The organism is Nocardia sp. NPDC004722, assembly GCF_053601505.1.
This window is the reverse complement of sequence record NZ_JBSGBY010000186.1, coordinates 1-13,372: the sequence shown is the minus strand read 5'-3', so window position 1 is coordinate 13,372 and position 13,372 is coordinate 1. Positions and strand designations below refer to the sequence as shown.

The window sequence follows — 13,372 nt, the reverse complement described above, 5'->3', positions numbered from 1 at the left end:
CGGAAACCCACCTGCACCACACCGAGTTTCGAGCGCACGCCCACATTGCCGCGCGAAGTCGGCTGTCCGGCAAGGCGTCAGGTGATCGACGGCAGCGCCGACACCGGCTGGATCGACCGGGTCCGCGCGCAGGGCCGGCTGGTCTCGCACCGTCATTCGGCGATCGCGGTGGCGCTGGCCGCCATCGACGCCTACGAGGAAGAGGAGCAGGCCGAGCGCGAGCGGCTGCTGTCCACCGCGGCCGGTGGCCGTCCGCAGGTGCAGCACAAGAGCGGTCGTCCGCACGAGCTGAAGCTGCGCGGCGTCAGCTACCGGGTGCGGGTCGCCCGCATCGGCGCGCACCGCTTCCGCATCGGCATCGAGGCGGGCGGCGAAATGCGTGCCGCCGACGTGGATCTCGAACGTTTCGACAGCCACACCGGGCAGATCGTGGTGAACGGCAGCCGATTCCGCGTCATCACCGACACCCACGGCCCCGTGCACCTGGTCGACGTCGAAGGCGTGACCCACCGCATCAGCCGTGACGAGGGCGGCGTCGTGCGCTCCCCCGCCCCCGCGCTGGTGGTCGCCACCCCGCTCGCGGTCGGCGACGAGGTCGAGGCGGGCGCTCCGGTGCTGGTGCTGGAGAGCATGAAGATGGAAACGGTGCTGCGCGCGCCGTTCCGGGCCCGGTTGAAGGAGTGCGCGGTCTCGGTCGGCTCCCAGGTCGAGACGGGCGCGCCGCTGCTGCGGCTGGAGCCGCTGAGCGACGACGAGGAGGCCGACGACACCGCGGTGACCGGTGCGGTCGAGCTGGATCTGCCCGGCGTGCTCGCGCCGATCCGCCATCAGGAGGCCCTGACCCGCAGCCTGCAGGACCTGCGCAGCATGCTGCTGGGCTTCGATGTGGACCCGCACGAGGAACAGCGGGTGCTCGAGGACTACCTGGCCGTGCGCCGCGGCGCGATCGAGGACAACCGCAGGCCGCTCGCCGAAGAGATCGAACTCGTGCAGGTCTTCGCCGATCTCACCGAGCTCAGCCACAACCGGTCGTGGGATGACGAGGGCGTGCAGGGCCATGTGCACAGCGCCCGCGAGTTCTTCCACGGCTATCTGCAGAGCCTCGACGTCGAACGGGCCGGGCTGCCGGAGTCCTACCGCGCCAAGCTCGCCACCGCGCTCGCGCACTACGGCGTCACCGAGCTGGACCGCTCCCCCGACCTCGAGTCCGCGGTCTTCCGGATCTTCCTGGCCCAGCAGCGTCCCGCCGATACCGCCACCGTCATCACCGCGCTGCTGCGCGAGTGGCTGGCCGAGCCGGGACCCGATCGGGCGCTGCGGGAGCCGGTCGGCCTGGCGCTGGAACGCCTGGTGACCGCGACCCAGGTGCGTTTCCCGGGTCTCGCCGATCTGGCGCGTGGTGTGGCGTACGCCTGGTACGCGCATCCGCTGCTGCGTCGCAACCGCGCCCGCGTGTACACCTCCGTGCGCAAGCACCTGAGTTTCCTTGACACGCAACCGGATACCGCCGACCGCACCGAGCGCATCGCGGACATGGTGCGCGCCACCGAACCGCTGGTGCGGCTGCTCGGGCAGCGGCTGGTGCGCGGGGCCGCGGACAACACCGCCATGCTGGAGGTGCTGACCCGCCGCTACTACGGCAACAAGGACCTCGCGAACGTGCGCACCGAGGCGGCGGGCGGGCACACCTTCGTCGTCGCGGAGCGCCGGGGCGTGAATCTGGTGTCGGCCGCGGTGAGTTTCGACGAGCTCGAGGCCGTGGTACGTGGTCTGGGGCAGGTGGCGCAGGGCGCCGCGTCGGTCGAGGCCGACATCTACCTCAGCTGGGAGAAGCAGCCCGAGAACTTCGAGGCGATGGCGGTCGCGCTGCAGGAAACCCTGGTCGCGCACCCGCTTCCGGATCAGGTGCATCGGATCACGTGCACGGTGGCGGGCAGCGGCGGTGCGGTCATGCACCACCACTTCACCTTCCGACCCGCGACCACCGGCATGACCGAGGAACGGCTCATCCGCGGCCTGCACCCCTACATCGCGCAGCGCATGCAGATGCGTCGGCTGCGCAAGTTCGACCTCACCCGTTTGCCGTCCTCGGACGACGAAGAGGTGTACCTGTTCCGCGCGGTCGCCAAGGAGAACCCGAACGACGACCGGCTCATCGCGTTCGCGCAGGTGCGTGACCTGGCCGCGCTGCGCGAGCAGGACGGCCGGTTGCTGGTGCTGCCGAGCGCGGAGAGCACCATCGCCACCTGCCTCGACTCGTTGCGGCGCGCGCAGGCGCAGCGGCCGTCGGCCAAGCGGTTCAACACCAACCGGATCGTCATGTACATCTGGCCGGTGGTCGACGTCACCCGCACCGAGTTGGAGAAGGTGATCGGCGGGCACGTGCTGCCGATGACCCAGGGCGCGGGGCTCGAGGAGATCCTGCTCATCGCGCGGCAGCGCGATCCGGAGACCGAGGAACTGACCAAGATCGCGGTGCGGATCTCGTTCGACACCACCGGTTCCATCATCGTGAGTGTCGATGAGCGGACCGATGATCCGGTCGAGCCGCTCGACGAGTACCGGCAGAAGGTGCTGCGGGCCGGTAGCCGCAATACCGTCTACCCGTACGAATTGACGGGTCTGCTCGGTGATTTCGCCGAATACGACCTCGACGAGAAGAACGCGCTGGTCCCGGTGGATCGCCCCAAGGGCACCAACAAGGCCGCCCTGGTGGCCGGTGTGGTCACCACGGCGACCGCCCAGCATCCGGCCGGGATCAAGCGTGTGGCGCTGCTCGGCGATCCGACCAAATCCCTTGGCGCGCTGTCGGAACCGGAGTGCCGCCGGGTGATCGCGGCGCTGGACCTGGCCGAGCAGTTGCAGGTCCCGCTGGAGTGGTACGCGCTGTCCTCGGGCGCGCGCATCTCGATGCAGTCCGGCACCGAGAACATGGACTGGGTGGCGGCCGCACTCAAGCGGATCGTCGAGTTCACCCAGGCCGGCGGCGAGATCAATATCGTGGTCAACGGCATCAATGTCGGTGCGCAGCCGTACTGGAACGCCGAGGCGACCATGCTCATGCACACCAAGGGCGTGCTGATCATGACGCCGGAGTCGGCGATGGTGCTGACCGGTAAGCAGGCGCTGGACTTCTCCGGCGCGGTCTCCGCCGAGGACAACTTCGGCATCGGCGGCTACGACCGCGTCATGGGCCCCAACGGCCAGGCGCAGTACTGGGCGCCGAATCTGCTTGCCGCGCGGGACATCCTGATGGCCCACTACGACTACACGTATGTGGCTCCCGGTGAGTCCGGCCCGCGGCGGGTGCTCTCCGGCGACCCGCTGGACCGCGACGTCTCCGATTTCCCGCACGTGATCGAGGGCAGCGATTTCGCCACCGTCGGCGAGATCTTCTCCGCGACCCACAACCCGGATCGCAAGAAGCCCTTCGACATTCGCACCGTGATGCGGGCGCTGGCCGACCAGGACCACGAGGTGCTGGAACGCTGGGCGGGCATGGCCGACGCCGAGACCGCCGTCGTGTTCGACGCGCGGCTCGGTGGAATCCCGGTGTGCCTGTTGGGCATCGAGTCGCGCAGCGTGCCGCGGCGTGGCTTCCCGGCCACCGACGGCCCGGACACCTACACCGCCGGTACGTTGTTCCCGCAGTCGTCGAAGAAGGCGGCGCGGGCGATCAACGCGGCCAGCGGCAATCGCCCGCTGGTGGTGCTGGCGAACCTGTCCGGCTTCGACGGCTCCCCGGAGTCGATGCGCAAGGCGCAGCTCGAGTACGGCGCCGAAATCGGCCGTGCCATCGTCAATTTCGAGGGCCCGATCGTGTTCTGCGTCATCTCCCGCTACCACGGCGGCGCGTTCGTGGTCTTCTCGAAGGCCCTGAACCCGAATATGACGGTGCTCGCGCTGGAAGGCTCCTTCGCCTCGGTCCTCGGTGGCGCGCCCGCCGCCGCGGTCGTGTTCTCCGGGGAAGTCAACGCCCGCACCGCCGCCGACCCCCGGGTCCGTGATTTCGAGACTCGCGCGGCCGCCGCATCGGGTACCGACCGCGCGACCATCACCGCCGAACGCGACGAACTCCGCTCTTCGGTTCGCGCCGAGAAGCTCGGTGAGGTCGCGGCCGAATTCGACCGCGTGCACGATATTCACCGCGCGGTCAAGGTCGGCTCGGTGGACGCGATCATCAGCACCGCCGAACTGCGCCCCCGCATCATCGGGGCGATCGAGGCGGGTCTGACCCGCTGATCCGGTTCCATCGGCAACGCCCCGGCAGGAAATCCTGCCGGGGCGTTGCCCTTTCGGTGATCAGCGCGCTTTCGGCGCTCAGCCCTGCAGGTGGGCGGTGACCGTGGGGGCGAGACGGGCCGCGAGCGCTTCGATCGACTCGGAGGCGACGGGCTCGACCTTCAGGATGTAGCGCAGGTAGGCGATGCCCAGCAGTTGCGCCATCGCCAGGTCGATGCGCAGCTCCGGATCGGGGCCCGGGAGTGCCGCCGCGAGCAGGTGATACAGCTGCCCTTGGATGAATTGCCGTGCCAGCGTGGCGGATTCCTCGTGGGTGGCCGCGCCGCGCAGGATCGCCTCCAGGCGGCCGCGGGATTCCGGCGCGTCCCACAGTCCGAGGAAGACCCGGGTCAGCCGGTCGCCGATCCCGGCCGGGTCACCGTCGAGGATGCGGGCGGCGATCTCCTCGGGCGCGAACGGCCAGCCCATGGTGGCCCGGAACAAGCCCTCCTTGCTGCCGAAGTAGTGGCGGATCAGGGCGGGATCCACCCCGGCCGCGGTCGCGATGTCGCGGACCGAGGTGCGGTCGTATCCGGTCTCCGCGAAGCGTTTGCGCGCGGTGTCGAGCAGGGCGGCTCGGGTGTCGGCGTGGCCGGGTCGTCGTCCGATGGGTGGCATGGTGCCGGAAACTCTACACTCGTTGACTTTCTCGACGCGGCGGACGTACCGTTGAATCATTAATTCCACAAGTGAGGAGTTTCCTCTCATGCCGATGCCACGCTGGGTTGCCCAGACCAACAAATTCGGCCTCAACCAGGTCACTCGCCTGCTCGCCCCGTGGCTTCCGGGCTGGGCGCTGGTGGTCCACCGCGGCCGAAAGTCCGGTCGCACCTTCCGGACTCCGCTGTGGGCGTTCCGCCGCGGCGACGACTTCGTCATCGCGCTGACCTACGGCAGCAGGTCCGATTGGGTGCGCAATGTCGAGGCCGCGGGGTCGTTCGAGCTGGTGCACCTCGGTCGGCACGTCGAACTCACCAACCCCCGCGTCTATCACGACCCCACGGCCGCCGATATGCCGCTGCCGATCCGGCTGATGCTGCGGTACGTGCTCAACGTGCCCGAATTCCTGCGGGCGACTACCACGTCCGCGGTTCCGAAGGCTGCCTGACTTCGAAACCTTCAGCGCGACAAGGACTATCCGAGGTGATTCACCAGCAGGTCGGCGCGGAATTCTCCGGGAGTCCGGCCGGTCCAGCGATGGAAGGCCCGGCGGAGAGCTCGGGCGTCGGTGTAGCCCGCGCGGGCGGCGACGGATTGGATCGGCAATTCGGTGTCGCGCAGGAGGCCGGTGACTTGATCGCGGCGCACCTGCTCGACCTCGGCACGCCAGGTGCTGTCGACCTCGCGCAGGCGGCGCTGCAAGGTGCGGGGGCTGATCGCCAGACGGCAGGCGATCGTGTCGAGTCCGAGGTCGCCGCGCGTCATCGCGTCCGCTATCGCGTGATGGAGTTTGCCCCGCCAATCCGGTACCTGGCGGGACGCCTCGAGTTGAAGTTCGGCGTAGTGGCAGAGCATGTCGCCCAGCATCGGGTCGTCGCCGGTGGGCAGCGCGCCCACGTCCAGGAAGGTGATCTCGGAGAACGGCGCGCCGAAATCGATGCAGCTGGTTCCGAATTCCTCGATCATGTGCGGGTAGCGGTGCGTGACACGGTGGGTGAACGCGACCCGGACGGGGATGAGGTGCTGCCCGGTCGCCGCACGGACGCGGTGCAGGATGAGCGAGAGCACGAATTCCTCGACCGGAACGAACAGCGGGTCGGATTCCTCGGCGACGCCGACGCGCACGGTGAGCAGCCGATCATCCTCGAGCACCTCCCAGACGACGGTGGGATCGGTGACCGCGGAACGGAATTCCATGACCGTGCGCAGGCTCTCGGCGAGGGTCGCCCGGCTGGCGAACAGGTAGTCCCAGACGCCGAGGGTTCCGCGTTCGGCGGTGGCCGACACGCACAATCCCGCTCCCGGACCACCGACCGAGCCGATCAATTCCCACATCCGCCAGGCCGACTCGATCGGCACTCGCAGATGCTCGTCACCGGAACCGGATTCGTGGACGCTCGACACGCTGGCGACATGGCCCTGCGAGGCACCGACTCTCAATGCCGCGTCCTGAAGCACGACGGCGGTGCGCATCGGGATGGTGCCTGCGATCATGTGCCAAGCCTACAAGTTGCGTACCCTTTGGTCTGTTACACGCCTGCCCCTACTTCGACGGGCTCAGAGCCACCCTTTACGCCGGAACAGCGCTTGCACACCGGCCGCCAACGTGACCATGACCCCGAGCGCGGCAGGATAGCCGTAAGTCCACGAAAGCTCGGGCATGCCTTCGAAGTTCATCCCGTAGATTCCCGCGACCAGCGTGGGGGCCGCGGCCGTGGCCACCCAGGCCGAGATCTTCCGCATATCCTCGTTCTGCCGGATGCCGACCTGGGTGAGGTTGGCGTTGAGTACCCCATCGAGCAGTGCGCGGCGGCCGCTGACCCGGTTGTCGAGATAGCGGAATTGCCGGTCGATTTCGCGCAACGCCTCTTCACCGACATTCGCGCTGTACGGGTCTTCCGCGATCCAGGCCGGAAGGCGACGGCGAACCAGTCGCTCGAGCGGCTCGTCGACGAGCGGGGCAGTGGTCTGCTCGAACTCCATGAGCAGCCGTCGTAGTCGATAGATCTGCTCGACCGGGTTCGTACCATTGGTGGAGAACACTTCTCGCTCGACCTCTTTGATTTCCCGGTCGAGATGATCGAGCAGCGTCGCATAGTCGTCGAGAACGAGATCGAGAACGAGCCGGAACGCAGCAAGCGGCCCACCCGCGAGATCGGCATCAGCCCCGGGCTCGAGGCAGGCCGGCGTGATCCCATCACTCACAGTGACGATGAAATCCCGCCCGACAGCCAGCAATACGTCCACCGCGTCGATGGACGCAGCCTCCGCGTCATAACGCCCCGTGGTCATCGCGACAACCACAGTCTCACCGTGCACTTCCAGCCCCGGCCGCTGCAGAGACCGATGAGCCTTCGCCAGCAGCCCCGAATCCAACCCCACCACCTCACGCAGTCGCACGAGATCGCCATCGTCGAGGTCCCGCACGCCGATCCACTCGAACGCCCGAGAACCAGAAAGTAGCTCGCCGCCAGAATAAGCAGCCTCAACGATGATCATGCGGGCATTGTGCCTCCCGCCTGCCACCAACTCCCAACTCGAAGAAATAGATCGGTCACCGAATCTGTCATGACCCACAATCAAGCGGGGAATGAATCCGATTCCGCTGTAGTGTTTTTCGAACTCGATCCCGATTCGAGCATTCATGCACGGCAATCCAAGAAGTCCTTCGATGCGCCGACAGCCCCGGCCCCCACTGGGCCACCACCCGTTAGCCGCAACGACGCTACCTCCTGCCGTTGGCTGTCGATGCCAAGGCGTGCCACTGACCCGACGGCTTCATCGTGCCGAACGACGGATGTCGTGGCCATGGTCGGTTCAGGCGGGTTGGGGGTTTCGTCCAACACGATGCCGCGCGGCCATTGAGATGTTGGAGGATTCGGGGGTGCGGTGGTGGTGTGATGGCGATTACATTTCCGTTCGAAACGTATTGCTCGCCGACTGGGGAAATGTCATGTTCGAACTCGATCTCACGCGTAAGTGCATCGCGCGTGGGGGAACATGGCTATCACTCGCCGCCACCCTTGCGGCGCCGCTCTGCGCGCTGGGGATCCTCATTTATCACGGCATGTGAAGAGCCGGCGCGGAAGGCTCGGAGAGATTGTCATGCCGGGGGTTTGACGCAGGTGAATTGCATGACGTCGATGAGGCCGGAGCGGAAGCGGTCGGCGCAGCCGGTGAGGTAGCGCTGGTAGGTGTCGTAGGTTTGCATGCCGCACAAGGCGATCGCTTCCAACCGGTGATCGCGCAGGGCGGCGGCCCAGTGATCCAGGGTGCGGGCGTAGTGCGATTGCAGGGCGTGGATGCGCTCGACCTCGAAGCCGCCCGCCTCGGCGTATTCCTTGACGCCGCCGAAGGCGGTGCTGGCGGGGAAGGGGAGGCAGCCGTTGGGGAAGATGTCGCGGCGGATGAATTTCAGAAATTCGACGTCGTCGCGGGTGTAGCTGATGCCGCGCTCGTGCAGGTCGCCCTGTGTGTACATCACGATGGTGTGCAACAGCATTCGGCCGTCGGCGGGCATCGTGGCGTATGCGAAGTCGAAGAAGTCGGGGTAGCGCTCCTTGCGGAAGTGTTCGAACGCTCCGATGCTGACGATGCGATCGACCTGTCCGTCGAACTCCTCCCAGCCCTGTAACCGGACCTCGGCGTGCCTGCCCCCGGGTGCGCGCCGGTCGAGCTGCCCGCGGATGTAGTCGTGTTGATTGCGGCTCAAGGTCAGGCCGATGACGTTCACGTCGTAGGCGTCGAGCGCGCGCAGCATGGTCGAACCCCACCCGCAGCCCACATCGAGCAGTGTCATGCCCGGCCGCAGGTCGCATTTGCCCAGAGCGAGATCGATCTTCGCCCGCTGGGCCTGTTCGAGGGTGTAGTCGGGGCGTTCGAAGTAGGCGCAGCTGTAGGTGCGGGAGGGGTCGAGGAACAGCGCGAAGAACTCGTCGGACAGGTCGTAGTGGGCCTGGATGTCGTCGAAGAAGGGGGCGTGACGGGTCACGGGTTGCGGACCTCCGGTGTCGGGTGTGGCGATCGGCGAGCACTCGAATACCGGATAGTCGGTGCGCTACCCGCCCGCGATGGGTCCACAAGAAGTGATCTGGGTCACATCAGTGCGCGCGACTGAAATTAGACCACTCGGTAACCAAACCCGCCCCCGAGCCCACACGAAACCCTGTCGATGCTCGCTGCTCCACGTTCCGCCGCGTCCCCGCACGAACGAAGGATCGATCGCGATGATGAAGTCCGCGTGCGTCCCCGAAACCGAACTCTGCCACCGCCTGGCCAGCCTGCTCACCGAGGTCGGCCGCGGGGACCGCGACGCCTTCACCGACCTGTACCGGCTCACCCATCAGCGGGTGCTGGGCTTCGCGGGCTGGATCCTGCACGACCGGTCGGCCGCCGAGGACGTCGCGCAGGAGGTTTTCTTACAGGTCTGGTCGCAGGCCGGCCGCTACGACGCGACTATCGCGAGCCCGATGGGCTGGATCAAGATGCTGACCCACCGCCGGGCCGTGGACCGGGTCCGCAGCGAGTGCTCGGCCACCCGCCGCGATTGGCTCTACGGCGAGACCCATATCCACCGCGACCACGACACCGTGCTGGAGGTCGTCGAACAACACTTCGAGGAACGCGAGGTCGTCCGCTGCCTCGACGCCCTGACCCAATGCCAGCGCGAGAGCATCGTGCTCGCCTACTACGCCGGGCAGACCTACGACGAGATCGCCCTGCACCTCGGCACCCGAGCGTCGACCGTGAAAACCCGCGTCCGCGATGGGCTGCGCCGGCTGTCGGCCTCCCTGGAAGACGCCGACCTCCGATAGACCGAGATCTCGACCAAACCGTCCCGGGACGCATGTCGAAAGCCCGGTATGGGAGTGAGTCCGCATCCGAGGAGCGATGTGCGCGGCGAGCGGGATGTCGCGGTGATCGGCAGTGGCGTCGCGGGTTTGACGGCCGCCTACGTGCTGGCACTGACGGACCGGGTGACGCTGTACGAGAAGGACGATCGGCTCGGCGGCCACGCGCACACCCACGAGGTGGAGTTCGCGCCGGGCAAGCGGGTGCGGATCGATTCCGGCTTCATCGTCCACAATGACCGGACCTATCCGACACTGCTACGGCTGTTTCGCGAATTGGGCGTGCACACGCGCGATACCGATATGTCGATGTCGGTGCGCGCTGACGCGACCGGGCTGGAGTACGCCGGGGCCAAGGGCCTACCGGGGCTGTTCCCGGCCGCCCGCACACTGGCCCGGCCACGCTATCTCGGCATGCTCGCGGAGGTGCCGCGATTCCACCGTGCCGCGCGGAAGCTGTTGCGGCAGGCCGATTCCGGCGTGACGCTCGCGGAATTCCTGCGGCAGCATCGCTTCAGCCGGTATTTCCGGGACAACTTCATGACGCCGCTGGTGGCGGCGGTGTGGTCGTGCGATCCGAGTGTCGCCGACCGGTATCCGGCGCACTACCTGTTTCGCTTTCTCGACCACCACGGGATGTTGCGCGTGTACGGCTCGCCGAGCTGGCGGACGGTCGTGGGCGGTTCCGGCCGCTACGTCGAGAAGATCGCGGACGGGATCGATGAGATACACACCGGGACTGCGGTACTCGGTGTCGTCGAGCGCGACGACGGCGTGCTGGTGCGGGTGGCGGACGGCGTGCGGCGCTTCGACGCGGTCGTCATCGCCACCCATCCGCGGCAGGCGCTGGCGATGCTGTCCGCGCCGAGTCCGCTGGCCGAGTCGGTGCTGGGGGCCATGCCGTATTCGGTGAATCACGCACGGCTGCATACGGATGAGTCGCTGCTCCCCCGCGCGCACCGGGCGCGTGCCTCCTGGAACTACCTCATCCCCGAGCGGCCGGGCGACGGGGTGATCGTGACCTACGACCTCACCCGCCTGATGGGCCTGGACCATGTGAGCGACCGGAGGTTCCTGGTCACGCTCGGCGGATCCGACCGCATCGCACCGGAGCACGTGATCGCCGAGATGACCTACGAGCATCCCCTTTACACCCCTGAATCCGTTGCGGCACAGCACTATCTGCCCACGCTGAACAGTGATCGGCTGGCGTTCGCCGGGGCGTATCACGGCTGGGGTTTTCACGAGGATGGCGCACGCTCGGGGTTGCGGGCCGCGGAGCGGATCGGCGGACGCTGGGAGTCTCGGCCGGAATCGCCCGTATCACGGGTGGCGGTGCGATGACCGCTCCCGCACCGGCTCTCTATTTCACGCGGATCTGCCATGTGCGGCGAGCACCCGTGCATCACGAGTTCGAATACCGCAGTTACAGCTGGTATTTCGATCTGGACGCCCCGCCGCGTCTGCCGCTGCCGCTGCGTCCGCTGGGATATTTCCGGGCCGCCGATCATCTCTCCGGCTCCGGAAGCGACCTGCGGGCGCGGGTCGACGCCGTGCTCGCCGAGCACGAGATCGATTGTGCGGGCGGGCATGTCACCGGCCTCATGTCCGCGCGGGCGCTCGGCTACGGCTTCGATCCGCTGACGGTCTTCTGGTGTCACGCACCGGACGGGCAGCTACGCTGCGTGATCGCCGAGGTGCACAACACCTACGGCGAGCGGCACCGGTATCTGGTCACGCCGGACCCGGAATCCGTTGTCGCCAAACAGTTCTACGTATCGCCGTTCAATCCGGTGGCGGGCCGGTACCGACTGCGCCTGCCCGTGCCCGCCGATCGATTGCGGCTGGCGATCACGCTGGAACGGCCCGACGGCCGGACCGTGTTCGCGGCCACCGTCGTCGGCCGGGTGCTCGAGGCCCACCGGACGACCATCGCCCGCGTGCTGCTCGTCCATCCCTTCGAAACGCTGCGGATCACCGCTCTCATCCGCTGGCAGGGCCTGCGATTGTGGGCGCGTGGCCTGCCGATCATCCCTCGCGATCCGTTCGTCCTCCAGGAGACACTCCCGTGACGTCATCCCCCTACTCGGCCGAAAGCACGGCGACCGAGCACGGTTTCGGCCCGGCGACCGTGGTGGACTGCCCGCCCGGCGGCCTGCGTGCGACCCTCGGCGGCCCGATCGTCATGGCGCTGCTGCGCCGTGCGGTGCGCCCGCTCGCGCTTCGGGTCGAACTGCCCGACGGACAGCTGCTGGGCGGCGGCGCTCACGACCCCGCGGCAACCGCGCCTGCTGGTGCACGACCCGCGGGCCTTCACCGCGCGGATCGCCGCGACCGGGCTCATCGGTTTCGGCGAGTCCTACATGGCCGGGGAATGGTGCGCGCCGGATCTTTCCGCGGTGCTCACGGTGCTCGCCCACGATCTCGCCCGGCTGGTCCCCGCGCCGCTACAGGCACTGCGGGCGCTGGTGCTGCCACGGCAGCCGCGCGAGACCCGCGCGACCGACTCGGGGGCGCGCCGTAACGCCGCGCATCACTACGACCTCTCCAACGACTTCTTCGCGATGTTCCTGGATGAGACCATGACCTACTCCGCGGCGCTGTTCGAACGGCTCGAGCCCGCTCCCGACTGGTCGGATCTCGCTGCCGCACAACACCGTAAGATCGATCGGCTGCTGGATCGCGCGGGGGTCGGGCCCGGCACCTCGGTGCTCGAGATCGGCACCGGCTGGGGAGAATTGGCCATCCGCGCGGCCCGGCGCGGCGCGACGGTCCGGTCGATCACGCTGTCCGCACAACAACAGCGGTTGGCGCGTGACCGGGTGGCCGCCGCGGGGTTCGAGGACCGGGTCTCGATCGAGCTGCTCGACTACCGATCCGTCGATGGGCGCTACGACGCCGTCGTGTCGGTGGAGATGATCGAGGCCGTCGGATTCGATTACCTGCCGGACTATCTGGCGACCCTGGATCGGGTGCTGGCGCCGGGCGGGCGGATCGCGTTGCAGGTCATCACCATGCCGCACGACCGCATGCGCGCCGCGCGCCGCACCCACACCTGGGTGCAGAAGTACATCTTCCCCGGTGGTTTCCTCCCCTCGGAGCGGCTGCTGGCACAGCTGCTTTCGGCACACACCGGATTGCGTATCGAGGAGCGGCTGTCGTTCGGTGAGGATTACGCGCAGACGCTGCGCCTCTGGCACGATCGTTTCACCGGTGCCGCCGACCGAATCGACGCGCTGGGATTCGATGAGATCTTCCGCCGGATGTGGCGGCTGTACCTCGCGTACTCCGAAGCGGGATTCAGATCCGGCTATCTCGATGTCCTGCAACTCGTGCTCGCCCGACCGGCGGTCGGGCCGGGAGCGCGCGGACGGTGACAGCCACACCGGCCGGACCCGATCCGCTGGCGGTGACCGAGTTCACCGTCGGGGTTGTCGCGCGTCGGCTGGGTGTTCCGCTCGCCACGCTGCGCAGCTGGAATCAGCGCTATGGCCTGGGCCCGCAGCGGCATCGGCCGGGGCGGCACCGCCACTACACCGAGGCCGATCTCGCGGTGGTGACCCGCATGGTGGAGCTCGTGC

General features: G+C 67.8%; 10 protein-coding genes and 1 pseudogene. 7 read left to right on the top strand and 4 right to left on the bottom strand.

Features of this window, described 5'->3' with window-relative positions:
- Window positions 1-4,242: carboxyl transferase domain-containing protein (locus ACWELQ_RS19595; RefSeq protein WP_452398474.1), on the top strand; the 4,242-nt coding region annotated here is incomplete at its 5' end.
- 78 nt (window positions 4,243-4,320) lie between these two features.
- Here the strand turns inward: ACWELQ_RS19595 and ACWELQ_RS19590 are convergent.
- Window positions 4,321-4,899, bottom strand: coding sequence for a TetR/AcrR family transcriptional regulator (locus ACWELQ_RS19590; RefSeq protein WP_452398473.1), 579 nt, complete (start codon window positions 4,897-4,899; stop codon window positions 4,321-4,323).
- A gap of 88 nt (window positions 4,900-4,987) precedes the next feature.
- On the opposite strand from ACWELQ_RS19590, the gene ACWELQ_RS19585 reads away from it, so the two are divergent.
- On the top strand, window positions 4,988-5,389 hold the full coding sequence (locus ACWELQ_RS19585; protein ID WP_452398472.1) for a nitroreductase family deazaflavin-dependent oxidoreductase: 402 nt from the start codon (window positions 4,988-4,990) through the stop codon (window positions 5,387-5,389).
- Between the two features lie 26 nt (window positions 5,390-5,415).
- Here ACWELQ_RS19585 and ACWELQ_RS19580 read toward each other — a convergent pair whose 3' ends face one another.
- The 3 genes from ACWELQ_RS19580 to ACWELQ_RS19570 form a co-directional block, all read right to left on the bottom strand.
- Window positions 5,416-6,435 (bottom strand): helix-turn-helix domain-containing protein, encoded by a 1,020-nt coding sequence (locus ACWELQ_RS19580; RefSeq protein WP_452398471.1) that lies wholly within the window; start codon window positions 6,433-6,435, stop codon window positions 5,416-5,418.
- Window positions 6,436-6,498: 63 nt separating this feature from the next.
- A complete protein-coding gene (locus ACWELQ_RS19575) occupies window positions 6,499-7,440 on the bottom strand; it encodes a CorA family divalent cation transporter (RefSeq protein ID WP_452398470.1) in 942 nt (313 codons plus the stop codon).
- Window positions 7,441-8,044: 604 nt separating this feature from the next.
- Window positions 8,045-8,932: a cyclopropane mycolic acid synthase family methyltransferase gene (locus tag ACWELQ_RS19570; RefSeq protein WP_452398469.1), complete on the bottom strand. Its 888-nt coding sequence runs from the start codon at window positions 8,930-8,932 to the stop codon at window positions 8,045-8,047.
- A 235-nt stretch (window positions 8,933-9,167) separates the two neighbouring features.
- Here ACWELQ_RS19570 and ACWELQ_RS19565 point away from each other — a divergent pair, with 235 nt between their 5' ends.
- The 5 genes and pseudogenes from ACWELQ_RS19565 to ACWELQ_RS19545 form a co-directional block, all read left to right on the top strand.
- The gene (locus tag ACWELQ_RS19565; protein WP_452398468.1) at window positions 9,168-9,755 is read left to right on the top strand and encodes a sigma-70 family RNA polymerase sigma factor; all 588 of its coding nucleotides are present in this window, start codon (window positions 9,168-9,170) and stop codon (window positions 9,753-9,755) included.
- 48 nt (window positions 9,756-9,803) lie between these two features.
- Window positions 9,804-11,135, top strand: coding sequence for an NAD(P)/FAD-dependent oxidoreductase (locus ACWELQ_RS19560; RefSeq protein ID WP_452398467.1), 1,332 nt, complete (start codon window positions 9,804-9,806; stop codon window positions 11,133-11,135).
- Window positions 11,132-11,863, top strand: coding sequence for a DUF1365 domain-containing protein (locus ACWELQ_RS19555; RefSeq protein ID WP_452398466.1), 732 nt, complete (start codon window positions 11,132-11,134; stop codon window positions 11,861-11,863). Before ACWELQ_RS19560 ends, ACWELQ_RS19555 begins: the two co-directional genes overlap by 4 nt.
- Window positions 11,860-13,168 (top strand): annotated as a pseudogene (locus ACWELQ_RS19550) (class I SAM-dependent methyltransferase). The gene ACWELQ_RS19555 and the pseudogene ACWELQ_RS19550 overlap by 4 nt, the downstream one beginning before the upstream one ends.
- On the top strand, window positions 13,165-13,372 hold a 208-nt coding region (locus tag ACWELQ_RS19545; protein ID WP_452398465.1), incomplete at its 3' end, for a MerR family transcriptional regulator. The pseudogene ACWELQ_RS19550 and the gene ACWELQ_RS19545, both read left to right, overlap by 4 nt.